We start from the raw sequence: 26,189 nt of genomic DNA, 5'->3' as shown, positions 1-26,189 counted from the left end.
CAGCACCCCCCGGATCATCAACGACAGGGGCAACAAGTCCTACCGGCCCTGGAGGCCACGAACCCGAACCGGGCTCCACGAAAACGGTAATGGGCAGCCGCCCGTCGCCTCACGTCACCGGACGCGCCCGTCGCGGGCCAGTAGTTCGGCACCGATCCGGTCGAGGCGCGGCGCGCCGGACAGGGCCATCGCGACGGAGAGTTCGCGGTGCAGCATGTCGGCCACGGCCCGCACCCCCTCCGCGCCACCCGTGGCGAGCCCCCACACGTACGGGCGTCCCGGACATCGACCGATCGAGTTGGGCCACTACGGCGACGGCGGCATCCACCTGATCCTGCCGCTCCCCGAACGCGTCGCCGCCGACAGGGCCACCGTCGACGCGCTGCGCCTGTTCGTCTACGACATCGTGGTGCGCGAACACGGCGGCACCTTCAGCGCCGAACACGGTGTCGGCCCGAAGAACCAGGATGCCTATCTGCGCTACGTGCCCCAACAGGTGCGCACAGTGGCGCAGTTGCTCAAGAAGCAGTTCGACCCCCACGACGTCCTCGGCTCGGTGTCGCTGGGCTGAGCGACCGCGGACGCCGTTCGGGTGACGGAGTTGTCCACAGACGTGGGCCCGTCCACAGATCGCGACGGCCCGCCGATCCGCGGCCTGCGGCGGGCTAGCTTCATGGGTGTGCGACGGCGAGGTGCCGAACTGCCGAAGCGCGGAAGCGGCCCGGGGATCGCTCGGGCGGACGACGGAACGACGGGGGAGTGGGCATGGGCAGTGGGCTGCCGGTAGTCGGAGTGAGTGTGTTCGTGTACGCGGTGGTGGGCGCCGTCGTACTTCTCAGGGCCGGGGTACGGCGGCTCGTACGGGGGCGTGGACATGTATGACGTGACAGTGATCGTGCCCGCGCACAATGAGGAGGCCGGACTTCCGGCCACCTTGGAGTCGATCGCGGCGCAGACCGTGCCGCCGCGCAGGGTGATCGTGGTGGACGACGCGTCCGTCGACGCCACGGGCGAGGTCGCGAGGCGGTACGGCGCCGAGGTGCTGTGCCCGCGGAGCAACCTCGGCAGCAAGGCGAAGGCGCAGAACCACGCGCTGCCGCACTGCACTTCGGAACTCGTCCTCGCGGTGGACGCGGACACGGTGCTCGCGCCCGACTACATCGAGAAGGTCGCCCCGGTCTTCGACGACCCGCGTGTGACGATCGCGGCGGGCAATGTGCAGACCCGGTTCGCCCGGACGCTGTGGGAGCGGGGCCGGTCCGTGGAGTATCTGCACGGATTCCACTGGCAGCGGCCGATCCAGGCGGGCGCGGGCAGCCCGATGGTGTGCTCGGGGTGCTGCTCGATGTTCCGGCGCAGCGCCCTCGGGGAGCACGGATTCCCCGAGCGGACCATCGTGGAGGACATGGACTTCACGTGGTCCGAGCAGATCGCGGGGCGGCGCGCCGTGTACGTGGGTGACGCGGAGGCCAGGGCGGCCGACCCGGAGAGCTTGCTGTATCTGCGCAAGCAGGTGTGGAGGTGGATGGCGGGCTTCTGTCAGAACGTGCGGCTGCACACAGGGGAGTTGGCGCTGCGCAAGCCGATGCTCGCGTTGTGGGTGGTCCTCGCGCTGATGGAGATTCTGCTCGCCCCGTTGTGGTGGGGCGCGCCCCTGGTGCTCACCCTTGGATTCGGCCGGCCGGTCCTCGAGACGTTCGGCTGGTGGCTCGGGTCCGAACTCGGTCTTACGCTCCCGCCGTTGATCTACGCCGCGCGCCTGCGGCGGGTGCCGGTCAGGCAGGTACTGGTGAATCTTCCGTGTGTCTATCCGACCAAGCTCGTCAATGTCGTCTACGCCTGGAAGGCGGTCGTGGTGGAGCTGGTCCTGGTACCGCTGGGCCGGTCGAAGGGCTTGGTCGTGTACGAGAAGGGGCGGGCGCCTGCGGCCATATGACTCCGGGGTGCGGGAAATCCGCCCGAATGCCTCCAACTCGCCCGCGGGGACACACGATTCAAGATCCGGGACAGGGTTCACTCGACCGTGTGACGGGAGGTAGGGTCACAAGCGGCAGGCGGGCTTCCGGGCTCTCCTCTGCCGGTCTCGCCTCCTTGGTCTCGTCTCCTTCGCCCTCCCTCCCCGTCCTCTCCTCGCAGTCGGCCCCCCACGCCCTGTTCACCTCGAGGTCCGCAACCATGATTGAGATACCCGAGCTGGCCGCGGGCACCCTGGCCGTCGGGACCGTGTCGGCGTTCGTGCTCGGCGGCGGGCTGCTGAAGGCCCGTCAACGAAGCGCCAGGCAGCGCGACGAGATCGATGCGCTCCGTTCCCGCCTCGACGTATCCCGTGAGGAGTTGGAGGCCGGCCGAGACGAACTCGACGACCTCGCGGCGGCGTTCACCGCCGAGATCGCCCACCTGTCCGGCACGCGCATGCCCGCCGCGGCCACCCACGCCGCCCACCCGCAGTTCCAGGTGCCCGGCCCCCTGCAGCCCGAACTCGGTGGCGCCGAACTGGCCGCGGGTCTCGACGCCGTCATCGAAGGGCTGCGCACCGCCATCGCCCAGGAGCGCAAGCGGGTCGACGCCGCGGCCCGCGCCGGGATGCGCGGTGCGACGCGCGAGATCCAGGCGTGCCTGTACCGGCTGCAGGATGTCCTGCGCGGTCTCCAGGAGCGCTACGACGACCCGGAGTTGGCGCAGACACTGTTCGCGCTCGACCACGAGAACGAGCAGTCGCTGCGCCGGGCGCAGGTCGCCGCCGTGGTCTGCGGGGCCTGGGTGGGGCTCGCCCGTGGCGAGTCGCACCTGGTGGAGGCCGTCACCGGCGGCCAGTCGCGGCTCGCCGGATACGACCGGGTGGACGTTCACAACCACCTGGAGGACGGCACCGGGCTCATCTCGCACGCCGTGGAGCCGGTCGCCATCATCGTGGCCGAACTGCTCGACAATGCCTTGCGCTACTCCTCGCCCGACACCTCCGTGGGTGTGCACCTCGAACGTGTCCACCACGGCGTCAGTGTGACCGTCGACGACGCCGGTGTAGGGATGAGCTCCGACGAACGGGCCCACGCCCAGCGGATGGTGGCGGGGGAGGAGCCCATCCTCCTCTCGGAGCTCGGCGACCCGCCGCGCATGGGACTCGCCGCGATCGGCCAGCTGACCCGGCAGTTCGACCTGTCCGTCGACCTGTCGTCCCCGTCGCCGTACGGGGGCGTCCGCGCGGTCCTGCTCGTACGGGACCACCTCCTGTGCCGGATCTCCCCCGAGGAGCGCAGGCCCGCCGCCGCGGCTCCCCGGTCCACTCGCGACACCACGCGCGACACCACTCCCGACTCCACCCACGCCCTCGCGGCGGACGAGGCGCCGGTGGCGACACCCACCCGGCCGGAGGCCACCCTCACCGACGGGGACGAACTGCCCCGACGCCGCCGCCGGGCCCGGGGCCGCACAGACACGCAACCCCACGCGCAACCCCACGCGCAATCCCACGCGCAATCCCACGCGCGGCCCGACCCGCAGCCCGACGCGCAGTCCGACCCGCGCCCGGCACCGCCGAAGCCGCGGCCCGCCACGCACCGGAGCCCCGAGGAGCAGGCCGCAGCGCTCGGCGCCCTCCAGGCGGCCACCGCCGCGGCGCGGAGTGCCGCGCCGCGGGACGACGAGGCCGCACAGCAACCGCACGACACCGCGGGCGACCGCCCCGGCACCAGTGAAGGGAACACCCCCGATGAGTAGCCGTGACCTCGGCGACAGCGCTTGGGTCCTCGATCCGATCCTGGAGATCCCACACGTCCAGGCCGCCGTCCTGCTCACCAGGGACGGCCTGGTCTCCGGGTACACCGAGGCGTTGACGCAGGCGTCCGCGGAGCGCGTCGCTGCCATCACCAGCACCGCGCAGGGTGCCTGCCGCACCGCGGCGGCCGCCTTCGCCGACCAGGAGTCCGCGGACGTACGCCAGGTGGTCATCGAGTCCGACCACGGCTACATCCTCGTCGCGCCCACCGCGCACGGCACTTGTGTGGCAGCCTTCGGCGACCCGGAGGTCCGGCTCGACCTGCTCGGCCACCGTGTCCACTCGCAGGTGGCCCGGCTCGGCGAGAAGGCCATGGCGGCCGCACCCCGTGGGGCCGACGGCGGCGCTGAGGCATGACGGGCCGCCGGAGCGGCCGGCCGCTGGTCCCCGCGTACCTCGCCACGGGCGGGGTCGCGCAACCCAGTCGCAACAGCCTGGAGCGCCTCTCCGTACTGACCGGTGTCGGCGCGCCCTGGACCGCCGCCCTGCCCGCCGCGCAGCACGCCCTGCTGCGCACCCTGGACGGCGGATCCCTCACCGTGGTCGAGGCCGCCGCCCTGCTCGATCTTCCGGTCTCCGCCGTGCGGGTGCTCGCCGCCGCGCTGATCGACCAGGGGCTCGTGGGCGCCCGCCCGCCGGTCCCGCCCGCCGCGCAGCCCGATCCCGATCTGTTGAAGAGAGTCGCCGATGGCCTCCGCGCCCTCAAGCGCTGAACCCGCGCCCTCACGTACCAAGAGCTCAGTGCATCTCCCGGACACCGCACGGGAGTTGGTGAAGATCCTGGTCACCGGGCCCTTCGGCGTGGGCAAGACCACCCTGATCGACTCCGTCTCCGAGATCCGCCCGCTGCACACCGAGGAGCAGCTCACCGAGGCGTCGGTGGCGGTCGACGACCTCGCGGGCGTACGGGAGAAGACGACCACGACCGTCGCCATCGACTTCGGCCGGATCAGCCTCAAGGGCGGGGCCGTGCTCTACCTGTTCGGCACCCCGGGCCAGGAGCGCTTCCGCGCGCTGTGGGACGACATCGCGTACGGAGCGCTCGGCGCCCTCGTGCTGGTCGACACCCGCAGGATCGACGAGTCCTTCGACGCCCTCGGCCTCGTCGAGGAGTCGGGACTGCCCTACGCCGTCGCCCTCAACACCTTCCCGGACTCCCGCAGATACACCGAGGAGCAGCTGCGGCGCTCCCTCGACCTGGACCCCGACACCCCGATGGTGATCTGCGACGCGCGTGACACGCACTCCTCCGTCGACGCCCTGCTCGCGCTCGTGCAGCACCTGATCGACCGCACAGACACCGACCGCACAAACACCGACCGCGCAGACACCGACCGCACAGACACCGATCCCACGAGCACCGGCCCCACAAGCGTCGCCGACCGTACGAGCCCGGAGCCCCGATGACGTATCCCGCGCAGGCCGAGGACTTCCACCTGTCCGCGCCGGTCCGTCTGTGGGAGGACGGCTTCGCCGCCGATCCGCAGAGCTACTACGCGGCCCTGCGCGCCCAGGGCCCGGTCGGCCACGCCGAACTCGCCCCCGGAGTACCCGCGTACGTCGTCACCGACCGGCGCGCCGCCCTCGATCTGCTCCACGACACCGAGGCCTGGTCGCACGACCCGCGAACGTGGGAGGAGAGCGTCGACGGCGACGCTCCCATCCTCGGCATGATGCGGTGGCGGCCCAACGCCCTGTTCAACGACGGGGAACTGCACGTGCGTTACCGGCGCGCACTCTCCGACGCCTTCGACCTGGTGGAGCCGCACGACTTGCGCGAGCGGGTGCACCACGCCGTGGACGTGCTGGCCGCCCGGATGGCGTCCCGGGGGCGGGCCGACCTCGTGAGCGAGTTCGCCCGCCCGCTGATGTCACTGGTCTTCAACAACCTCTTCGGTCTGCCGGACAGCGAGAGCGACCGGCTGCAAGGCGCGATCGCGCAGGTGATGGACGGCGGCGACCAGGCGGCGCGCGGCGAGGAGGAGTTCGGGCGCTACATCCTGGACCTCGTCGCCGCCAAGAGCGCGCAGCGCGGCCAGGACCTCACCAGCTGGCTGCTCGACCACCCCCTCGGCCTCACCCCCGAGGAGGTCACCTGGCAGGTGTTCCTCATGCTCGGCGCGGGCCACGAGCCCACCGCCAACCTCGTCTCCAACGCCCTCTCGCGGATCCTCGGCAACCCGGCGTACTACTCGACACTGACCAGTGGATCGCGGCCGGTCATGGACGCGGTCGTCGAAGTCCTGCGCCACGAGACCCCGCTGGCCAATTACGGGATCCATTTCGCCCGCAAGCCACTGACGTTCCACGGTGTGTGGGTGCGCGCCGCGGTCCCCGTCGTCATCTCCTACGGGGCCCTCGGGCACACCGCGGAGGAGGCGGCCACGCGGTCCTCGGCCCCCCGCCACCCGCACGACGCCTCGCACCTGTCCTGGTCGGCCGGAGAGCACTCCTGCCCGGTCAAACAGCACACCCTGCTCATCGCCACCGAGGCCATCGAACGCCTCACCCAGTGGCTCCCCGACCTGGAACCGCGCACCCCGCGCGACCAACTGACGTGGCGCACCGGGCCGTTCCACCGCTCCCTGACGGAACTTCCCGTCCGCTTCGTGCCCCGTACCGCATCCCAGTCAGGAGCAGCTGAGTGACCGAGACCGTGCCTTCGTCCCGTATCGCCATCGACCCGTTCGGCGCCGACCTGCCGGCCGAGGCCGCCCGACTGCGCGCGGCGGGGTCCGTGGTCCCCGTCGCACTGCCGGGTGGCATCCCGGCCTGGGCACCCACCCGCTACGACACCCTCAGGTCGCTGATCCTGGACCCGCAGGTGAGCAAGGACCCGCGCAAGCACTGGTCGCTGTGGCCCGAGATCGGCGAACACCCCGAGTGGGGCTGGGTGCTCGGCTGGGTCGGCGTGGTCAACATGCTCTCCACGTACGGTCCCGATCACACGCGGCTGCGCAAGCTCGTGGCGCCCAGCTTCACCGCCCGCCGCACCGAGCTGATGCGCCCCCGCGTCGAGAAGATCACCGAGGAACTCCTCGCGGCCCTCGACACGACGTCGGCCGACGAGGCCGTGGACCTGCGCCCCACCTACGCCAATCAGCTGCCCATGCAGCTGATCTGCGAACTCTTCGGCGTCCCCGACGAGCTGCTCGCCCCGGTCGAGCGCCTCGTCAACGCCATCATGGACACCTCCGACCCCAGCCCCGAGCACGGCGCGTTCGTGCAGGAGCAGATCGGCACCGTCCTGCCGGCGATCATCGCCCACCGCACCGAGCATCCTGGCGACGACATGACCACCGAGCTGCTGCGGGTGCGCGCGGAGGACGGCGACCGGCTCAGCGAGGAGGAGCTGCTCTACACCCTCCTCCTGGTCATCGGCGCCGGCTTCGAGACGACCGTCAACCTGATCGGCAACGCGGTCGTCGCCCTGCTCACCCACCCCGAACAGCTCGCCGCCGTCCGCTCCGGCGAGATCACCTGGGACGCCGTCATCGACGAGACGCTGCGCGTCCACCCCTCCATCGCCAGCCTGCCACTGCGCTTCGCGGTCACCGACGTGACCGTCGACGGCGTGACGATCCCGGCGGGCGACGCCATCCTCACCACCTACGCCGCCTCGGGCTACGACCCCGAGCACTACGGCCCCACGGCCGACGAGTTCGACGCGAGCAACGCGGCCGACGACCACATGTCCTTCGGCATCGGCGTCCACCGCTGCATCGGCGCCCCGCTCGCCCGCCTGGAGGCGCGCACCGCCCTGCCCGCCCTCTTCGACCGCTACCCGGACCTGCGCCTCACGGTCGGTCCGGAGGAGCTGCGCCAGGTCCCGTCGTTCATCGCGTACGGCTGGCAGCAGATCCCGGTCCGCCTGCACGGCTGAGCCGCCTCTTGCCCACTAGGGCACGGAGGCGCACACCACGGCTGCTTCCTGCCGGCAGAGAGGGCCAGCGACAAGGCGCTGGCCCTCTTCAGCTTTCCCGGCCTCGCCGCGTACGGGCAGTCCGCTTTCACCTGAGTTCAATCAGGGTTAGGCATATCCACCAAATGCCGTATTCCGCGTAACCTTCCCAAATCATGTGCCGTTTTCGTGCAATACGCCGCTGACGACCCATGGAAACGCATTGCCACGGTTCAGTGTGATTGTCCCCGTCTATCGGGTACAGGCATATCTTCACGAATGCCTTGAATCCGTCCTGGAGCAGTCCTTCACGGATCTGGAGCTGGTCGCGATCGACGACTGCTCGCCGGACGCCAGTGGAGCGATCATCGACGAATTCGCGGCCCGGGACCCGCGGGTCCGCGCCGTGCATCTGGCGGAGAACGTCGGTCTCGGCCGGGCCCGCAACGCCGGTCTCGAACGTGCCACCGGCGATTATGTGATCTTCCTGGACAGCGACGACTCCCTCGCCCCCGACGCACTGCACGCGATCTCGGACCGGCTCAAGAACACCGACGGCCCCGACGTCCTGGTCTACGACTACGTACGGTCCTACTGGACCGGCGTGACCGTCCCCAACCCCGGAACCGTCCATCTCGCCGAGACGGGCCCCGCGTCCTTCACCCTGGACGACAGGCCGGGCCTGCTGCGGGTCCTGCACGTGGTCTGGAACAAGGCGTACCGCCGCGAGTTCCTGGAGCGCGCGGGATTCGTCTTCGCTCCCGGCTACTACGAGGACGTCTCCTGGACCTACCCGGTACTGGTCACCGCCGAGTCGATCGCGGTGCTCGACCGCGTCTGCGTGCGGTACCGGCAACGCAGAACGGGAGCGATCACCTGCTCTCCCGGGCGAAGACACTTCGAGCTCTTCGGCCAGTACGACCGGGTCTTCGCCTACCTGGACACGCATCCGGAGGCGTCGCGTTGGCGTCTCCTCGTCTTCCGCCGGATGCTCGACCACTTCAGTACGGTGTTCACGGCGCCCGACCGGCTGCCGCGCCGCAGCCGCGCCGCATTTCTGCGGAAGGCACGCACCTACTGCCGCCGCTACCGCACCCTGGGCGCGGCTCCTCCCGTGCGCACCAGGATCCGGCACGCGCTGGTCGGCCTGGGCGCGCACCGCAGCTACCGGGCACTGCAGTTCGCGGGTGTCCTCCGGCGACGCCTGCGCGGCATCGCCGTCGCCGCACGGCGTGCCGCCAGGGGGGCCGCCCTCCAGATCCACTACCGCGTCCAGCGGCTCCTCCCGCTGCGCGAGAACGACGCCGTGTTCTCCGCCTATTGGGGGAGGGGCTACAGCTGCAACCCGGCGGCCGTCGAGGCGAAGGTCCGCGAACTGGCGCCCCACGTCCGCACCGCGTGGATCGCCGACACCGCGCACCACCACACGGTCCCGCCGGCCGCCCGCCGCCTCACCCCCGGCACGGCCGCGTACTGGACGGCGCTCGCCCGCTCCAAGTACCTGGTCAACAACGTCAACTTCGACCGAAGACTCGTCAAGGGACGCGGTCAGGTATTCCTGCAGACCCAGCACGGCACCCCGCTCAAGCACATGGGCCTCGACCTCCTCGACCGGCCGCTCGCCCTCGGCGACAGCGACGTCCGGCGCGCGCTCGCCAACTGCGACAAGTGGGACTACGTCCTGTCCGCGAACCGCCATTCCACCCTCGTCTGGGAGCGGGCCTACCCCGCCGCCTACACCACGCTCGAATACGGCTACCCGCGCAACGACATCTATCGGAACGCCACCGGCGAGGACGTGGCCCGGCTGCGTGAGTCCCTGGGCATCCCCGGCGATTCCGTCGCGATCCTGTATGCCCCCACGCACCGGGACCACCGCCGCACCAAGCGCCACGCCATCGACCTGGAGCGCATGATGCGCTCACTCGGCCCCCGCTTCATGGTGCTCGCCCGCGCCCATCACCTGTCCACGGTCGCCCGGGTGGGCGACGAATCGCCCCGGCTGGTCGACGTCTCGGACCACCCCTGCGTCGAATCCCTCTGCCTGGCCAGCGACGTACTGGTCACGGACTACTCCTCGCTGATGTTCGACTACGCCCACCTGGACCGTCCGATCGTCGTGTACGCCGACGACTGGGAGGTCTACGAGGCGACCCGCGGCACCTACTTCGACGTCCGGGACTTCCCGCCCGGCGCCGTCGCCACCGGCGAGGACGAACTCGTCGACCTCTTCGCGACCGGAGCGTGGCGCGGCCCGGACGCCGCCCGGCAGCGGGCCGCGTTCCGCGAACGGTTCTGCCCGCACGACGACGGGCGCGCCGCCGAGCGGGTCGTGCGGCACGTCTTCCTCGGCGAGACCACGGGATCGCCGTCGGGGGAGCGGCGGCCGGCGCCCGCCCCCGGCCCGCGGCAGGAGCCAGGGTCCGCCGCCACGCTGCCCACCGGCGCCGCCTGAAAGCCCATCGAAGGAGTGTGTGTTGCCCCGCTTCAGTGTTGTCGTCCCGGCCCACGACGGGCCGGGACGACTGCCCGAATGTCTCGAATCGGTGCTCGGTCAGGCCTTCACCGACGTCGAGTTGATCGCGGTGGTCGGCGCACCGGAAGGGCTGTGCGCGTCGATCGTGGGCGCACACGCGGACCGCGATCCGCGGATCAAGGTGGTGCACTCGGAGCCGGATCAAGGCCTCTCGGGCGCGCGGAACGCCGGGATCGCGGTCGCCGAGGGCGAGTTCCTGCTCTTCCTCGACGGCGACGACACGCTGGCACCCCGCGCGCTGGGAGTCCTCGACGCGCGGCTCACCGAGTGCGAAGAGCCCGATCTGCTGTTCTTCGACCACGAGCGGGTGCACTGGTTCGACGGCGGCACGGGGCCGACGCTGGGGCGCCTGTGGGCGGACGCGCCGACCGGGGCCTTCGCGGTGGAACAGCACCCCGCACTGCCCGACGTATGGGTGCCCGCGTGGAGCGCGGCCTATCGGCGCGAGTTCGTGACCCGGCGCGAACTGGCCTTTGTGCCGGGCATGTTCACCGACACGGTATGGAACGTCATGACCACGCTCGGGGCCGAACGGATCGCACTGCTCGACCGGATCTGCGTACGCCATCTGCTGCGCCGCCAGGGCAGCCGGAACCACCTGCCCGGACTCCACCACATGGACCTGCTCGACCAGGTCGATCTGGTGATGCGCCGGGCCGCCGAGCTGACCCCCGACCCCGTGCTGCACGACAGGGTCTTCCACCAGATGGTGGGCAAAGTGCTCAAGACCGCGGCGACTCCCGGGCGGTTGCCTACCACCGCGGCCCGCCGGCAGTACTTCCGGCGGGCGAACCAGCTCTACCGTCAGCACCGTCCGGCCGGCAGCCGACGGCCGGGCGGAAGCGTGGGACTGCAACACGCCTTGCTGGCTTCCGGCTCCCGTGCGGCCTTCGGCGCGCTGCGCGGCACAAAGCGCCGGCTCGGCACAGCGGCCCGGTTCGGCCGACGGTGGGCGAGGCGGCTGAGCAGACGCGTCGGCAACCCTTACCGGGCATTCCTCAGGCGGCCCATCGACGAGAACCTCGCCGTCTTCTCCGCTTACTGGGGCCGCGGCTACGCCTGCAACCCCGCCGCCATCCACGCGGCAGCACGGCGCCTGGCCCCGCACATCAAAGCGGTCTTCCTCGTGACCAAGGGCCATACGGGGAACTTGCCAGACGACGTGGAGCGCGTCGTGATCGGAAGCGCCCGCTACTGGGAGGTCATGGCCACCGCCAAGTACACCTTCAACAACGTCAACTTCGAGATGGCGGTCAAGAAGCGCCCCGGCACCGTCCACGTGCAGACACAGCACGGCACCCCGCTCAAATGCATGGGCGTCGACCTGGTGGAGTACCCGGCCGCGGCCGCCGCGGCCGGGCCGCTCGGCAAGCTGCTCCAACGCGTGGACCGCTGGGACTTCAACGTCTCCTCGAACCGTCACTCCACCGAGGTCTGGGAGCGGGCCTACCCGGGCGCGTACGAGAGTCTGGACGTCGGCTATCCGCGCAACGACGCGTTCTACACGTCGACGGCCGACGACGTCGCCGAGATCCGGCGCCGCCTCGGCGTTCCCGAGAACCGGGTGGCCGTGCTGTACGCGCCGACCCACCGCGACTACCGCGCGGACTTCCTGCCCCAGCTGGACCTGGCGGCGTTCTGCCGGGCGCTCGGCGACGGGTTCGTCGTGCTGCTGCGCGCCCACCACTCCTATGTGGGGGCCGCGGGCCTCGAAGGGATGCTGCGGTCCGGCGCGTTGATCGACGTGACGGACCACCGCTCGTCCGAGGAGGTGTGCCTCGCCGCGGACGCCCTGGTCACGGACTACTCGTCGATCATGTTCGACTACGCCAACCTCGACCGCCCCATCGTCGTGTACGCCGACGACTGGGACATCTACCGCGAGACACGGGGCGTCTACTTCGACCTGCTCGCCTCGCCACCGGGCCCGGTGGCCCGCACCCAGGACGAGCTGACGAGGATCTTTCGCGAAGGCGCGTGGCACGGCGAGGCCTCGGCCTCGCTGCGCGCCGCGTTCCGCCGCCGGTTCTGCGAGTTCGACGACGGTCTCGCCGCGGAGCGGGTGGTGCGCAGGGTGCTGCTCGATGAGCCGGCGACGGCCCTGCCGCCGGTCGTTCCGCCGGGCGAGCGTGTGCCGGCCCCGGCCGCGCGCCACGTCCCGCTGCACTGACCCGTCGTCCGTCCGTCGCGGACGCCCGTCCCCATCCCCACGACAATGGAAGAGCCCGTGCCTCGTTTCAGCGTCATCGTCCCCGTCTACAAGGTCCAGGGGTACCTGCGCGCGTGCCTCGACTCGATCCTGACCCAGTCCTGCACCGACATCGAGGTCATCGCGGTCGACGACTGCTCACCCGACAACTGCGGCGCGGTCATCGACGAGTACGCGGCGCGCGACAGCCGGGTCACCGCGGTCCACCTGCCGGAGAACGTCGGCCTCGGCCGGGCACGCAACGCGGGGGTCGGTCACGCCACGGGTGACTATCTGCTCTTCCTCGACAGCGACGACAGCTACACGCCCGGGGCCCTGCGGGCCATCGACGAGCGGCTCACCGCCACCGACGACCCGGACCTCCTCGTGTTCGACCATGTACGCACCCAGTGGTGGGGCCGCGGCGGCAGGAGCATGACGGCGGATCTGCTCGCGTCCGCCGGGACGGACACCTTCGACATCACGAGCAGCCCCCAGTACCTGCATCTGTTCCTGGTGGCCTGGAACAAGGCGTACCGCCGCGACTTCTTCACCGGCCACGGACTCACGTACCAGCAGGGCCTCTACGAGGACGCCCCGGTCACCTATCAGGCGCTGGCCTGCGCCCGCCGCATCGCGTGTCTGGACCGGGTGTGTGTCGAGTACCTGCAGCGCAGACGTGGCGCGATCACCCGCACCCCGGGACGCAGGCACTTCGACATCTTCACGCAGTACGCGGGGCTGTTCGCGTTCCTCGACGCCCACCCGGAACTGCGTGAGTCGAGGCCGTACCTCTTCGAGCGGATGATCAACCACTTCCTGGCGACGATGCCGCTCAGCGAGCGCGTACTGCCCGAGGACCGGCCCGCCTTCCACCGGGAGACAGTGGACCTCTACCGGCGCCTCAAGCCCGACGGCTTCACTCCGCCGGACGATGTCTACCGCGGGCAGTGGCGTCTGATCGCCACCGGCTCCTACCCGGTGTTCCGGGCCTACGCGCTGGCCGAGCGGCTCGGCCGCGCCTCCCTCCGCAGGCAGCGGGAGCTGTCCGCAGCGGCCACCCGGCGGGTCAACCGTGTCTACGCGACGACCCAGCGCCGACGCCGCCTTGACCCCAACCTCGCCGTGTATTCGGCCAGTTGGCACCGCGGTTTGCTCGGCGATCCCGCGGCCATCGACGAGGCGGCCCGGATGCTGGCCCCGCACATCGACGCGGTGTGGGTCGTGCGGCCGGACGCCGTGGCGCAGCTGCCGAGCGGCATCGACTACGTCACGCCGGACACACCGCGCTACCACCGGGTGACGAGCCGGGCCACGTACTTCGTCAACAACGTCGGCTGGACCCTCGGCCTGGTCAAGCGCACCGGGCAGATCCACGTCCACACCCACGAGGGCAGCCCCCTGGGACACATGGGCGTCGACCGGCTCGCACGACCGGCCGCCAGACACCAGGTCAACGTGCGTGCGGACCTCAAGCGCGCGGACCGCTGGGACTTCAGCCTGGTCTCCAGCCCGTACGCGCAGCAGATCTGGGACCGCGCCTATCCCTGCCACTTCACCTCACTGCCGACAGGAGCCCCGCGCAACGACGTGCTGGTGCGTGGCGACCCGCTGCGCACGGTCGCCCTGCGCAAGCGCCTCGGTGTCCCGGACGGCAACACCGTGGTGCTCTACGCCCCGACCCGGCGCGAGCACCGCAGGTCCTACGTCCCGCGGCTCGATCTCGAACAACTGGTACGGGGGCTCGGGCCGACGGTCACCCTGCTCGTCCGGCTGCACCCGAAGGACGCACGGTCCGCGTTCCGCGGTCTGGAGCTGCGCGACCTCCAGCGGCGCGGGCTGCTCCTCGACGTCACCGACGAGCCCTCGGCCGTGGACATGATGCTCGTCTCCGACGCCCTGCTGACGGACTACTCGTCCCTGATGTTCGACTACGCCAACACCGACCGGCCGATCATCATCCACGGCGACGACTGGGAAGCCTACCGGGCGGCCCGCGGCGCCTACTTCGACGTACTGGCCGACCCACCGGGCCATGTCACCACCACCGTCGAGGAGTTGACGCGGCTGTTCGCGTCCGGCGCTTGGCGGGACACGCACTCCGCCGCGCTGCGCGCCGACTTCCGCCGCCGGTTCTGCGCCTACGACGACGGAGGCGCGGCCGCCCGGGTGGTCTCCCTGGTCATGCTCGGCAGGGAGCACCCGTCGGTCATTCCCGAGCAGGACACACCACCGCACCGCGAGGCCGCGCCCCCCGCTCTTCCTGACGGCACACGCTGACCGTACGCACGCAAGCACCACCTCCCGACTGCCGACCCGGTCCGAACCCCCAGGAGATCTCCGCCATGTCAGACGCCCCGCACGGTCCCCGGCCACGGGCCGCCGCGACCGCGAAGGCCCGGGCCCTGTGGACACGCGTCCCGCAGGACCTGCGGTTGCCGCTCGTCGTCTTCCTGTCCTGCCAGGCCTGTTACCTGCTGTGGTGGGCGGCCTTCTACCCAGGAATGATCGACTACGACGCGCTCGCCTACACCTGGCAGGTCACCACCGACCACTGGATCTCCAACCACTCGGTCCTCTACAACTCCCTGCTCTGGCTGAGCCTCAGGTCCACAGGTGGATTCGCGGCCCTGACGCTGTTTCAGACCCTCGCGATGTCCGCCGTGCTCGCCTACGCGTGCGCGAGCCTGCGCACGGTCGGCGTCCGCGGACGGTGGAGCGCACCAGCGGCGCTGGCGTGCGCCCTGGCTCCGCCGCTCGCCTCGTTCACCGTCTATGTGGGCAAGGACGTTCCGTTCACGATCTGCGCGGTCCTGGTCTTCGCCGTCACGGTGCGGCTCACGGGCAGGCGGTTGAACGGGAGTTGGGAAGGCCGCCTGCTCCGCTCCGAGATCGTTCTGCTCTGCGTCGGCTTCCTCGGCATCGGCCTGTTCCGCAACAACGGGTTCCCCGTCGCCGTGATCGCCGCGCTGTGTCTGGTCGCGGCGCTGCCCGGCGCGAGGCGGCTGCTCGTCGCGCTGGTCGCCGCCACCACCGCCGTGACCCTGGCGCTGATGTTCGTGGTCTACGCGGCGGTCGGCGTCGAGAAGCCGCCGAAGACGCTCGTCTACAACCTCCACTACGCCGACCTTTCGGTGACCTACGCGAAGGCGCCGGAGCTGTTCACCAAGGACGACCTGCGGCTGATGGCCAAGGCGGCGCCGCTCTCGTCCTGGCGCGAGAACGGCGCTTCGTGCTTCGCCTCCGATCCGATGTACCGGAGCCTGAACCGGCAGGTCACCGACCAACTCAGCGAACCACTCGTCCAGTTGTGGTGGCGCACCCTGCGCAAGGCGCCGCAGGACGTGATCGGCGCACGCCTGTGCCGGGGACACATCGCGTGGGCCGTCTTCCCCGGGCCGCAGGACCAGGGCGGCAGGACGTACAACGAGCTCAACCGGGTGGATCCGGTGTTCTACAAGTGGTACGAGGAGATGCGGACGAGCCCCTACAACGAAGCGGCCCAGCCCCGGCCGCTGTCCGCGACCCTCCACCACGTCGGATCCTTCGCGTACGAAGCCGCCCACACACCCCAACTGGAGTGGATCCTGTGGCGCGGCGCCATCTGGTCGTACGCCACCTACGTGCTCGTCACACGGTTCGCCCGCTCGCGCCGCTGCCGCCCGCTGTTCGCCCTCGCGGGTGTCACCTTCGGCACACAGCTCACCGTCCTGGTCGCGACCCCCTCGCCGTGCTTCCGCTACATGGCGGCGCCCATCTTCATCGGACTGCTCTGCCTGTCACTCGTCCCCGCGCTGCGCGGTACGGCAGGCCCGGTCATCCCGCCCCGGACCTCCCGTGACACACCGGCCGCCACCCCGCCGAAGAACGTGATCCCCACCGTGTCGGAGGCCCGGGTGTCCTCCGCGGCGCGCGCCGAGCGTCCGGAGTGAGCGTGGCCTCGACGGCGCGGTCCCTGCGGTCGCACGTACCGCCGGCACGACGGCTGCCCCTGGCCGTCTTCCTGTCCTGCCAGGCCTGCTATCTGTTCTGGTGGGCGGCCTTCCACCCGGGGCTGATGAGCGTGGACTCGGTGGTCTACACGTGGCAGGTCTCCACCGGCAACTGGCGTGCGGACCACTCGGTGCTCTACAACGCGCTGGTATGGCTGAGCTTCGAAGTCACCGGTGACATCGCCGCCCTGACGCTGTTTCAGACCCTCGCGATGTCCGCCGTGCTCGCCCACGCCTGCGCGGGGCTGCGGACCCTGGGCGTACGCGGGCGGTGGAGCGCGCCGGCCGCGGTGGCCTGCGCGGCGGCTCCACCCCTCGGATCCTTCATCGTCTTCATGTGGAAGGACGTGCCGTTCACGATCTGCGCGGTGCTGGTGTTCGCCGTGTCCGTACGACTGTTGGGCAGGCGTGCGCACGGTACCTGGACCGGCCGCCCGCGGCGCTCGGAGCTCGTGCTGCTGTGCCTCGGGCTGCTGGGTGTCGACCTCTTCCGCAACAACGGCTTCCCGGTGTCCCTGGTCGCCGCGCTGGCGCTCGTCCTGGCGCTGCCCGGGGCCCGCCTCCTGATCGCCGGTCTTGCCGCCGCGACCACCACCCTGACGCTGCTCCTCGCCCTCGTGATCTACCCGTCGGCCGGCATCGAGCAGCCGAGCAAGGCGTTCCTGTACAACCTGCACTACGCCGACCTCGCCGTGACGTACGCGCGCACCCCCGAACACTTCACCCCGGACGATCTGCGCCTGATGAGCGGGGCGGCACCACGGGCGACCTGGCACGAGGCCGGCACCAACTGCTACGTGTCCGACGTGCTCTACTACAACGCCTCCTGGAACCGGAGCGAGGCCGCCCGGCTCACCGAACCGCTGGTGCGGCTGTGGTGGCGCACCCTGCGCGAGTCCCCGCAGCAGACCATCGGCGCACGTCTGTGCCGGGCCCACATCGCCTGGTCCGTCTTCCCCGGACCGGCGGACAAGAGTGCCAGGACATGGACGTACGGCACAGCGATCCCTGCCGACCTATGGGGCTATGGAGCGATCGAGGACAGCCCCTACCGTTCGCAGCTCAAGGCCAGACCGCTGTCCCCAGCGCTCAACCACGCCGCCACCTCCGCCCGTTCCGCCTTCGGCGTCCCCCAACTGGAGTGGCTCCTGTGGCGCGGCGCCATCTGGTGCTACGCCACCTACGCGCTGGTCACGCTGCTCGCCCGAGCCCGCAGACGGCGCGTCCTGCTCGCCCTCGCCGGCGTCCCGCTCGGCGTGCAGCTCACGGTGCTCGCCGCCAACCCCGCGCCGTGCTTTCGCTATATGGTCGCGCCGATATTCATCGGAGTTCTCTGCCTCTCGCTGATTCCCGCCATACGGACCAGATCCGCCGAACACCCCGATCGTGTCGATTCTTGCGCAGGGGCATGTGACGCACAATCATCCCTGCTCACGACAGTGAATCCGGAAGGGCACCAAAGACGATGGCATACGACCCACAACAACGGTTCTTGAACCTGGTGCCCGGCGGCAACGGAATCATCTATGGGATTCAGGCGGACGGAAAGCTTTATTGGTATCGGCATACCAATTGGAGCACCGGCACCCCCGCGTCCTGGGCGAACTCCGGCTCCGGCCGCGTCATCGGGAACGGCGGCTGGCAGAAGTTCCGTTTCGTCCTGGCCGCGGCGGACGGACAGCTCTTCGCATGCATGCCCAACGGCGACCTTCTCTGGTACCGGTACATCCTGTCCAACAGCTCCACCGGCGCCGGGAGCTGGCACTCGGCGAGCGGCACCCGGATCGGAACCCAGTGGAACTTCCCCCGGGTGATCGGCGGTTGGAACAACGTCTTCTACGCGCAAGAAGGCAACGGAGACCTGCGCTGGTACAAATACACCGGAACCAACGGGTCCTTCAAATGGGCGGCCAATTCCGGTGCCAGGATCGGCACACAATGGCAGCCCTACACTCAGCTTTTCGCCGACCCCAACGGGGTGATCTACGGAACACGGCACGGCAGCGCGCTCAGCTGGTTCCGATACCTCGGGACGGACGGAAGCTTCAAGTGGGCGAACGGTGGCGAGGCCATTGACACCACCATGCTGGGTTCGTTCGAGAGAGGCCTCTTCTCCAACGGTTCCGGCGCCATTTACAAGATCCAGACGAGCACCGCCAACCCTCCGGGCTCCGACCACCGGCTCCAGTGGTACCGCCTGCTCAACTCCGAGACCGTGAACACCAGCGGTGTCCAATGGGCCAACGGGTCGGGCGCCGTGGTCGGTTCGGGATTCACCCGCGAGGAATCCGCGGCCCTGCAGGGATATCCGGCCTCGTTGTCCGCCCGGCAGGGCACGGGGCTCGGCATCCACGTGTCCACGACCTTCCCGTCGTACACGTCCTCCACCCTCCGCCTCGCCCCCACCGCGGGCGCCCCCGTCGTCGTCACCCAACCCACCAGCAGGACCGGAAGGTTCCAGCCGCTGCAGAGCGGATACCACAGCGCGGGATGCGGGTGGAGCCAGTCCTTCTCCGTCTCCGTGGGAACGGGGGCGAGCTGGCCTTCGGGCGTCTACGCCTCGCAGTTGAAATCGCCCCAGGGCAAAGAGCACAACGTGATGTTCGTCGTGCGGCCCTCGACACCGCAGCGACAGATCGCCGTCCTGGTACCCACCAACACGTACAACGCCTACAACTTCTGGGGCGGGCACAACCAGTACACCTCCGGCCAGGGCGGCGCTCAGCGCACCGTCTCCATGCGCCGCCCCAACATGGGGACCTCGTGGGACAACTTCTACGGCAAGGCCACGGGCATCATCGACCACCTGCTCTACAGCGACCTGCAGCTGTTCCGGTGGATGAGCTCGAAGAGCATCTCCTACGACTGCTACGCCGACAGCGACCTGCACACCACGGGCACCGACTGGCTGCGTACGCCGGCCCAGGGCGGGAAGTACAAGGCACTGGTACTGACCACACACCCCGAGTACTTCACGCAGACCGCGCGGGACAACGTCGTGGCCTTCCAGAACAACGGCGGACGCATCATCTACCTCGGCGGCAACGGCATCTACGAGCGGATGAAGTACACGGCGGACGGTCACGCGACCGTCTTCCGGCGGGCCGACGGCAGCCGGGACGTCTACGCCGACTCCGGACAGTCCGAGGCGCAGATCCTGGGCGTGTCCTACTACCAGCCCACGTATATGAGCTTCTCCCCGTACCAGGTGCGCGACACCAGCAGTAACCCCTTCACCGCGGGCACCGGACTGGAGGTGGGAGACATCTTCGGCACCGTCTCCTACGACATCGCCGCCAGCGGCTGGGAAGTCGACCGCCGGCCGGCCGCCCTCCCCGGTTCCGTGCTGATCGCGGAAGGGCTCAACAAGACGGGCGGAGCAGAAATGCTCTACGTCCCGCCTGTTGCCAGCAAGGGCTGGGTGTTCTCGGTCGGCTCCCTGTCCTTGACCGGCAGCATCCCGACCGACACCGCGCTCCAGAAACTCCTGCAGAACGTTTTCACGCAAGCGGTGGCCTAGGGCCTGCCGTCCCGGCCTACCGACGACTGACGGAGAGAAGAGAACATGAAGGAAATCCCGCGGCGCGCCGTGCTGGTCGGCGCTGTGGCGTCGACGGTCGCGCTGGGCCTGCCCACAGCGGCCGCCGCAGAGCGGCCCGCCCGCGAAGAACCGCCGGCCAGCAGTGCCTGCGGAGAGCTGGGCACCACCCAGGTCTGCGTCACGGCACGCGAGATGCAGGACGTGACCAGCCTCCAGTACGTCATCACCAACGGTGGTGCGCAGGAGATGACTTACACCGCGTGGTACGTGGATGCGACCGGGGGGCCTGAATCCGGCAAGGTCAAGGAAACGGTGGAGGCGGGCGGTACCGTCGTCGGATACTTCTACGGCGCCGTCCAGCACTGCTTCACGCTGCACCTGTGCGATGCCGCCGAGACGGAGTGCGTCGTCCTCGGGCCCGTCTGCGGCCCCTATCCGTCGGACGGGTGACGGCGGGCGGAGTACGTCCCCGCACCCAGATGCCCGGCGGTTCGTTCCACAGCACATGAAGCAGACAAGTGACGTGTCCCCCGCTGAGGTCCGGACGGCGGCCGGGGCCCAGGTCGACGAGTCGGCCGCACTGGGCCCCGGCACCGCCGTGTGGGAGCTCGCCCAGATCCGTGAGCAGGCCGTGCTGGGAGACAACTGTGTGGTGGGGCGGGGCGCCTATGTCGGCCCCGGCGTCAGGATCGGCCACGGGGTCAAGATTCAGAACCTCGCGCTCGTCTACGAGCCGGCGGAGCTCGGCGACGGAGTCTTCGTCGGCCCCGCCGTCGTCCTGACCAACGACCACAATCCGCGCTCGGTCGACCCCGCAGGGCGGCCCAAAGGGCGCGCCGACTGGGAGCCCGTGGGGGTCGTGGTCGCCGAGGGGGCCTCGCTCGGCGCGCGCTCGGTGTGTGTGGCCCCGGTCCGTGTGGGCCGCTGGGCGATGGTCGCCGCCGGCGCCGTGGTGTCCCGGGACGTGCCCGACTTCGCTCTCGTCGCCGGCGTCCCGGCCCGCCGTGTCGGCTGGGTGGGACGGGCGGGGCACCGGCTCCGTGAACTCCCCGGTTCGCCCGGCGTGTGGGAGTGCCCGCACACCGGTGCGCTGCACACCGAGAAGGACGACGTCCTCACGGAATCCTGATTCAAGAAGGGGTTCCGATTGCGACGGTGGCTGCCCGGCGGTCCGGGCTCTCCTGGATATCCAGCATGAGAGCGCCGATGAGAAAGTGAATTCCGGTAAGGACCGGCAGGGTTGCCAGCAGGACACTTCCCGCGCTGGCACTCGCGGGCCCGAGTGTGTGGAACAGCACCCACGTGCTCGCCACGCCGCCGAAGGCGACCAGCCCCAGCCCCGCAAGGAGCAGGAGCGCGATCGGCGAGAAGGAGAAGACGACGTACTTCAGGACGACACGCCGTCCGATCCCACGCGTCAGCTGGGTCATCAAGGCGGGAATCACCTTGTGCATACGCATCGTTGACACCTCGTTCCCGTACACCGCGGGAATGGGGACGTCGCAGGCCGGGATCCGCAGGATGTTCAGGTTGATCAGCAGGTCGTTCTCGAACGAGTAGTCCTTGGCCACGCGGTCGAGGTTGAGCCGTTCCAGTGCGGTCCTGTGGATCGCGGTGTACCCGTTCTGAGGGTCGAACAGGTGCCAGTACCCGGAGGCCAGTTTGGTCATGAAAGAGAGAACGATGTTGCCGAGAATCCGGAATTTCGGCATGCCTCGGTACGAGTCGCGGGAGTAGAAACGGTTCGCCTTGGTGAAGAGGGCGGTCCCGTCGCAGATCGGGGCGAGCAGGGCGGGAAGGTAGGCCGGGTCCATCTGCCCGTCACCGGCCATGACCACCGAGACGTCGCAGCCGAGGCGCAGGGCCTCCTGGTGCCCGTCGCACACCGCTCCACCCACTCCGGTGTTGGTCTCGTGCCGGATGAGCACCATCCGCGGGTCGCCGGCGCCGGTCGCCTCGGAGGACGTCTGATCGCTGCTGGCGTCGTCGACCACCACGATATGGTCGACGAAATCGGGCACGGTGCTGATCGTCCGGGCGATCAGCTTTTCCTCGTTGAACGCCGGAACCACGACGGCGATTTTCGTGTTCTGATACACGAAGGAAAACCCTCTCACGGTTCTTTCATGGAACCTGTCTGCGACAACAGCCTTGAGCACGGAGGAAGGTACCAGAAATCATTCAGAGAATGTGGCATTCGGCTCGCCGCCTTTCCTCTGCCGGTGCGACCAGATTCCTCCTGGTGGGAGGGGCCTGCTACGCCATTGATGTCGGAACGCTGATCCTGCTGCACGGTGTACTCCATATGCCGTTGGCCGCGGCCACCTCGCTGGCGTTCGTCACCGTGCTGGCGGTGAATTTCTGCCTCAATAGATCGTTCGTCTTCCGGAGCGGCGCGATGTTCGGCCCGGCCTTCGTCAAATATCTTGCGCTCGTCGTACTGAATTACGGGGCGACTCTGGCCACGGTCGCCGGGCTGACTGCTCTGGGCCTGTCGTACGTAGCGGCCAAGACGACGTCGACCGTCATCAACGCGGTGGCGAATTACGCGGCGTTCCGCTGGTGGGTCTTCAGGACAGCCGGCCGGCCGCCGTCGGATTCCGCGGGTGCGGGTTCTGCAGCGGCAGGGATGCCTTCCGTCGCGCCGAGTCCAGGACCACCTCGGCGACCTCCACGGTCCTCAGCCCCTGGGCGAGGGTGACGATGTCCATGGCCTTGCCCTCGACGGCGTCGCGGAACCGCTCGTGCTCGACCATCAGCGGCTCGCGCTTGGGGATCGCGTACCGGATCATGTCGCCCTCGGCGGCTCCGCGGAAGGCGCTCAGCGCTTCCCACTCCGTGGCGAAGGCACCGTTGGCATGGAAGGTGAGATCCGCGGTGAGAGTGTCCGCGATGAAGCAGCCGCGCTCGCCGGTGACCGCCGTGAAGCGCTCCTTGAGCGGGCTGAGCCAGTTCACGAGATGGCTGACCATGGTGCCGTCGGTGAGCTCTCCGACGACCGCGACCATGTCCTCGTGCGCGCGGCCGCTCTTGGACACGGTGCGGGCGGCCACGGAGGCGTAGCGGCACCCCGTCACCCAGCTGGTGAGATCGATGTCGTGGGTCGCCAGGTCCTTGACGACGCCCACGTCCGCGATGCGCGGCGGGAAGGGCCCCTGCCGCCGCGTGACCACCTGGAACATCTCACCGAGCTCGCCGGCCTCGAGGCGCGAACGCAGGCTCTGCAGCGCCGGGTTGAAGCGCTCGATGTGTCCGACTCCTGCGGTCAGCCGGGCCCCGTCGAAGGCGTCGGCCAGGCGTCGGGCCGCGATCGCGGAGTGGGCGAGTGGCTTCTCGATCAGCGCGCACACGCCGTTCGCGGCCAGGGCGATGCCGACCTCCTCGTGCAGCACCGTGGGGCAGGCGACCACGGCGTAGTCGAGGTCGAGTGCCAGCAGTTCGGGCAGGGCGGCGACGACCGGGGCGCCACGGGCGGCACCCGTGGGGTCTCCCGCCGGGTCCATGACGCCGACGAGTTCGACGCCGTCGAGCGACGAAAGCACCCGGGCGTGGTTGCGCCCCATCGAGCCCAGACCGACAAGCCCCGCACGCAGCGTCGGCCGGTTCATCGGACACCTCCGGCGATGCTCACGGCCCGGGCGATGCGCTCGAGATCGCCCGGTCCGAGGGCGGGGTGGACCGGCAGCGACAGTACCGACGCGGCTGCGCGTTCGGTCTCGGGCAGCGGAGGCCCGGCCGGGTCGCGGAACGGAGTCAGCCGGTGGATCGGCGTCGGGTAGTACACCGCGCTGCCGATTCCCTCCGCCGCCAGTTCCTGTCGCACGGCATCCCTGCGGCCGTCCGGGACGGCGACGGTGTACTGGTGGTAGACGTGCCGGGCGCCATCGGCCACGTGCGGCGCGGAAAGTCCCTCGATACGGGAGTCGAGCACCTTGGCGTTGGCCCGCCGCTGCTCGGTCCACGCGGGCAGCTGCGTCAGCTGCACCCGGCCCACGGCCGCCGCGACATCGGTCATGCGCAGATTGGCGCCGACGATCTCGTTCTCGTACCGCTGTTCCATGCCCTGATTCCTGAGCAGCCGCAGTGTGCGGGCCAGTTGGTGATCGGCGGTGGTGATCATGCCGCCTTCGAGCGCGTGCATGTTCTTCGTCGGGTAGAAGCTGAAGCATCCGGCCCGGCCGAATGTTCCGACCGGCAGGCCGTGCAGGGCGGCGCCGTGCGCCTGGCAGGCGTCCTCGACGACGGCGAGGCCGTGGCGCTCGGCGAGCGGCATCAGCCGGTCCATGGCGGCCGGGTGGCCGTACAGATGTACGGGGATCAGTGCCGCGGTGCGCGGGCCGACCGCCGCGGAGACCGCGGCCGGGTCGAGGCAGTAGGTCTCGGGCGTGATGTCGGCGAAGACCGGCTCGGCGCCCACCAGACGTACGGCGTTGGCGGTGGCGGCGAACGAGAAGGAGGGCACCACCACTTCGTCGCCAGGCCCGATGCCCAGGGCCATCAGGCTCAACTGCAGTGCGGAGGTGCCGGAGTTCACGGCGACGCAGGTTCGGCCCCCGACCAGCTCCGAGAATTCCTCCTCGAAGGCGGCCACTTCCGGCCCCTGAATGACAAGACCGCTACGCAGTACGCGTACGGCGGCTTCGATCTCGGCTTCGCCGATGACAGGCCGGGCGGCGGGAATTGGCAGATTGGACCCAGACACGAGCAGTCTCCATTGGAAAACGAAGGGAGTCGGCCTGCGTTCAACCCCGATTCACCGCCGGGGGTTTCTCTTGTTGCCTTTTATCAATCCTTAGGCGGTATGCGTAGGATGAGTGCATTGGTGGAGCAATAGCACCTGGGTGGGATCAGAGGCCGAGCCCCGCGTGGGCCAGGGCCTGTTTGAGGAGGGCGCCGTGGCCGCCGGGCATCTCGTTCTGCATGGCCGCCGAGACCGCGTCCTCGGGGCTGAACCAGACCAGGTCGAGCGCGTCCTGTCGGGGCTGGCAGTCGCCGGCCACCGGGACGATGTAGGCCAGCGAGACCGCGTGCTGGCGCGGGTCGTGGAACGGCGTGACGCCTTGGGTCGGGAAGTACTCGGCGACGGTGAACGGCTGCAGGGAGGCCGGTACCCGGGGCAGTGCCACGGGACCGAGGTCCTTTTCGAGGTGGCGCAGGAGGGCGTCACGCACCCGTTCGTGATGCAGTACGCGGCCGGAGACCAGGGTGCGGCTGACGTTGCCGTCGGGGCCGATGCGCAGCAGCAGTCCGACGCTGGTCACCTCACCGCTGTCCGCGACGCGCACCGGCACGGCTTCGACGTAGAGGATCGGCATGCGGGCACGGACCAGCTCAAGCTCGTCCTCGGCCAGCCACCCGGGCGTTGTCTCGGTCATGTCGGGCATGGGGTGATCATATTTCAGTGGGCCCGGTCTGTGGCCGAATTGACCGTGACCGGGCCTCGCTGAAGTGATGCGCTCCGACGGTCCTACTTGGCGGTGTGCGTCGGGTAGACCTCGACGTCGGTGTAGGCGCCCTTGATGTCTCCCGCGCCCGCGGGCCAGTCCAGGGTCACGCTGTGGGTCTCGTTCGGGGGCGTCACCAGGATGTTGGTCGGGGACGAGAGGCTCTCGCCGGAGCTGTCGATCTCGTAGGCCAGGTTGAAGACCGCGGAGTCACCGGGCTTCAGGGTGGTGACACGGGGCTGGGCCTGGCCGCGCTCGATGGGGTTCGAGGTGTTGTCGGCGTCCTTGATGTCGACACCGGCGAAGCCCGTCGCCGAGCAGGTGGTCGAACCCCGGTTGACCATGGAGATGTTGATCCTGCCGGTGCTGTCGTCGGGCGCGGCGTCCGTGGCGTTGATGGCGAGGTCCTCCGTCTTGCAGAAGGTGGCCTCGGCGCCGGACTTCGTCCCGCTGTTCGCGGCGCCGGCCTTGACCTCGGTGCCACTGCCGGAGTCCGACTTCGCGGCGCCGGCCTCCGCCTTCGAGGCACCGTCCGAGGACGAGGAAGAAGACGAGGAGGAGTTCTTGGAGGAGGTGTCCGTCCCGGAGTCGCCGCTGCCGCAGGCGGTGAGCGAGAGGGTGGCGGCGACACCGATGGCGGCGAAAGCGGAGAGGCGGGTGTACTTCATGGTGTTCCCCCGTGAGGAGCGTGGTGTGTGCGGTCAGAACTATTTGTATCCCGCACCGAGTCACAGGGAGTACTCCACAAGGTCTTCGTTCTGTCACAGCGATGATCATGCGAACGCGACCGGCCGACCCCGTGGATACCTCGG

At 69.6% G+C, this 26,189-nt stretch carries 22 protein-coding genes and 2 pseudogenes; 18 read left to right on the top strand and 6 right to left on the bottom strand.

Annotation, left to right across the window (positions count from 1 at the left end; genetic code table 11):
• Positions 1-114: 114 nt before the first annotated feature.
• Positions 115-225, bottom strand: a complete 111-nt coding sequence (locus ACFYWS_RS04530; protein WP_389269413.1) for a hypothetical protein — start codon at positions 223-225, stop codon at positions 115-117.
• On the opposite strand from ACFYWS_RS04530, the gene ACFYWS_RS04525 reads away from it, so the two are divergent.
• From ACFYWS_RS04525 to ACFYWS_RS04445, 17 genes and pseudogenes are all read left to right on the top strand, one after another.
• Entirely contained in the window at positions 215-571 is a 357-nt protein-coding gene (locus ACFYWS_RS04525) for an FAD-linked oxidase C-terminal domain-containing protein (RefSeq protein ID WP_389269411.1), read from the top strand. The two genes, ACFYWS_RS04530 and ACFYWS_RS04525, sit on opposite strands and share 11 nt — an antisense overlap.
• A 303-nt stretch (positions 572-874) precedes the next feature.
• A complete protein-coding gene (locus ACFYWS_RS04520) occupies positions 875-1,936 on the top strand; it encodes a glycosyltransferase family 2 protein (RefSeq protein WP_389269409.1) in 1,062 nt (353 codons plus the stop codon).
• Positions 1,937-2,175: 239 nt separating this feature from the next.
• Positions 2,176-3,717 carry a sensor histidine kinase gene (locus ACFYWS_RS04515; RefSeq protein WP_389269407.1) on the top strand — a complete coding sequence of 514 codons (1,542 nt, stop codon included), beginning with the start codon at positions 2,176-2,178 and terminating at the stop codon, positions 3,715-3,717.
• Positions 3,710-4,132, top strand: coding sequence for a roadblock/LC7 domain-containing protein (locus ACFYWS_RS04510; RefSeq protein WP_389269405.1), 423 nt, complete (start codon positions 3,710-3,712; stop codon positions 4,130-4,132). Before ACFYWS_RS04515 ends, ACFYWS_RS04510 begins: the two co-directional genes overlap by 8 nt.
• Positions 4,129-4,488 carry a DUF742 domain-containing protein gene (locus tag ACFYWS_RS04505; protein WP_389269403.1) on the top strand — a complete coding sequence of 120 codons (360 nt, stop codon included), beginning with the start codon at positions 4,129-4,131 and terminating at the stop codon, positions 4,486-4,488. Before ACFYWS_RS04510 ends, ACFYWS_RS04505 begins: the two co-directional genes overlap by 4 nt.
• Positions 4,463-5,182 (top strand): ATP/GTP-binding protein, encoded by a 720-nt coding sequence (locus ACFYWS_RS04500; protein WP_389269401.1) that lies wholly within the window; start codon positions 4,463-4,465, stop codon positions 5,180-5,182. Before ACFYWS_RS04505 ends, ACFYWS_RS04500 begins: the two co-directional genes overlap by 26 nt.
• The gene (locus tag ACFYWS_RS04495; RefSeq protein WP_389269399.1) at positions 5,179-6,423 is read left to right on the top strand and encodes a cytochrome P450; all 1,245 of its coding nucleotides are present in this window, start codon (positions 5,179-5,181) and stop codon (positions 6,421-6,423) included. The genes ACFYWS_RS04500 and ACFYWS_RS04495 overlap by 4 nt, the downstream gene beginning before the upstream one ends.
• Entirely contained in the window at positions 6,420-7,658 is a 1,239-nt protein-coding gene (locus ACFYWS_RS04490; RefSeq protein ID WP_389269397.1) for a cytochrome P450, read from the top strand. The genes ACFYWS_RS04495 and ACFYWS_RS04490 overlap by 4 nt, the downstream gene beginning before the upstream one ends.
• A 21-nt stretch (positions 7,659-7,679) precedes the next feature.
• A pseudogene (locus tag ACFYWS_RS04485) lies at positions 7,680-7,772 on the top strand (NIPSNAP family protein); the annotation flags it as partial.
• 127 nt (positions 7,773-7,899) lie between these two features.
• Complete coding sequence (locus ACFYWS_RS04480) at positions 7,900-10,131, top strand: CDP-glycerol glycerophosphotransferase family protein (RefSeq protein WP_389269395.1); 2,232 nt, start codon at positions 7,900-7,902, stop codon at positions 10,129-10,131.
• A gap of 22 nt (positions 10,132-10,153) precedes the next feature.
• The gene (locus ACFYWS_RS04475) at positions 10,154-12,382 is read left to right on the top strand and encodes a CDP-glycerol glycerophosphotransferase family protein (RefSeq protein WP_389269393.1); all 2,229 of its coding nucleotides are present in this window, start codon (positions 10,154-10,156) and stop codon (positions 12,380-12,382) included.
• A 57-nt stretch (positions 12,383-12,439) separates the two neighbouring features.
• On the top strand, positions 12,440-14,680 hold the full coding sequence (locus ACFYWS_RS04470; RefSeq protein WP_389269391.1) for a CDP-glycerol glycerophosphotransferase family protein: 2,241 nt from the start codon (positions 12,440-12,442) through the stop codon (positions 14,678-14,680).
• Between the two features lie 65 nt (positions 14,681-14,745).
• Positions 14,746-16,332, top strand: coding sequence for a hypothetical protein (locus ACFYWS_RS04465; RefSeq protein ID WP_389269389.1), 1,587 nt, complete (start codon positions 14,746-14,748; stop codon positions 16,330-16,332).
• A 2-nt stretch (positions 16,333-16,334) separates the two neighbouring features.
• Positions 16,335-17,888 (top strand): hypothetical protein, encoded by a 1,554-nt coding sequence (locus ACFYWS_RS04460; RefSeq protein ID WP_389269387.1) that lies wholly within the window; start codon positions 16,335-16,337, stop codon positions 17,886-17,888.
• Positions 17,858-19,912, top strand: a complete 2,055-nt coding sequence (locus tag ACFYWS_RS04455) for a N,N-dimethylformamidase beta subunit family domain-containing protein (protein WP_389269385.1) — start codon at positions 17,858-17,860, stop codon at positions 19,910-19,912. Before ACFYWS_RS04460 ends, ACFYWS_RS04455 begins: the two co-directional genes overlap by 31 nt.
• A gap of 45 nt (positions 19,913-19,957) precedes the next feature.
• Positions 19,958-20,383 carry a hypothetical protein gene (locus ACFYWS_RS04450; protein ID WP_389269383.1) on the top strand — a complete coding sequence of 142 codons (426 nt, stop codon included), beginning with the start codon at positions 19,958-19,960 and terminating at the stop codon, positions 20,381-20,383.
• A 73-nt stretch (positions 20,384-20,456) separates the two neighbouring features.
• Positions 20,457-21,062 (top strand): acyltransferase, encoded by a 606-nt coding sequence (locus ACFYWS_RS04445; RefSeq protein ID WP_389269381.1) that lies wholly within the window; start codon positions 20,457-20,459, stop codon positions 21,060-21,062.
• Between the two features lies 1 nt (position 21,063).
• Here the strand turns inward: ACFYWS_RS04445 and ACFYWS_RS04440 are convergent, their stop codons facing one another.
• Positions 21,064-22,032, bottom strand: coding sequence for a glycosyltransferase family 2 protein (locus ACFYWS_RS04440; protein ID WP_389269379.1), 969 nt, complete (start codon positions 22,030-22,032; stop codon positions 21,064-21,066).
• Between the two features lie 89 nt (positions 22,033-22,121).
• Between ACFYWS_RS04440 and ACFYWS_RS04435 the strand changes: the two are divergent.
• Positions 22,122-22,445 (top strand): annotated as a pseudogene (locus ACFYWS_RS04435) (GtrA family protein); the annotation flags it as partial.
• Between the two features lie 58 nt (positions 22,446-22,503).
• Here the strand turns inward: ACFYWS_RS04435 and ACFYWS_RS04430 are convergent.
• The 4 genes from ACFYWS_RS04430 to ACFYWS_RS04415 form a co-directional block, all read right to left on the bottom strand.
• Complete coding sequence (locus ACFYWS_RS04430) at positions 22,504-23,541, bottom strand: Gfo/Idh/MocA family oxidoreductase (RefSeq protein WP_389269377.1); 1,038 nt, start codon at positions 23,539-23,541, stop codon at positions 22,504-22,506.
• Positions 23,538-24,641 carry a DegT/DnrJ/EryC1/StrS family aminotransferase gene (locus ACFYWS_RS04425; protein ID WP_389269494.1) on the bottom strand — a complete coding sequence of 368 codons (1,104 nt, stop codon included), beginning with the start codon at positions 24,639-24,641 and terminating at the stop codon, positions 23,538-23,540. The genes ACFYWS_RS04430 and ACFYWS_RS04425 overlap by 4 nt, the downstream gene beginning before the upstream one ends.
• 139 nt (positions 24,642-24,780) lie before the next feature.
• The gene (locus ACFYWS_RS04420) at positions 24,781-25,308 is read right to left on the bottom strand and encodes an NUDIX hydrolase family protein (RefSeq protein WP_389269492.1); all 528 of its coding nucleotides are present in this window, start codon (positions 25,306-25,308) and stop codon (positions 24,781-24,783) included.
• A gap of 92 nt (positions 25,309-25,400) precedes the next feature.
• Positions 25,401-26,045, bottom strand: a complete 645-nt coding sequence (locus ACFYWS_RS04415; protein ID WP_389269375.1) for a DUF4232 domain-containing protein — start codon at positions 26,043-26,045, stop codon at positions 25,401-25,403.
• Between the last annotated feature and the right edge of the window lie 144 nt (positions 26,046-26,189).

Source organism: Streptomyces sp. NPDC002795 (assembly GCF_042888725.1).
Lineage (GTDB): Bacteria > Actinomycetota > Actinomycetes > Streptomycetales > Streptomycetaceae > Streptomyces.
This window is presented reverse-complemented; position numbering and strand designations above follow the sequence as displayed.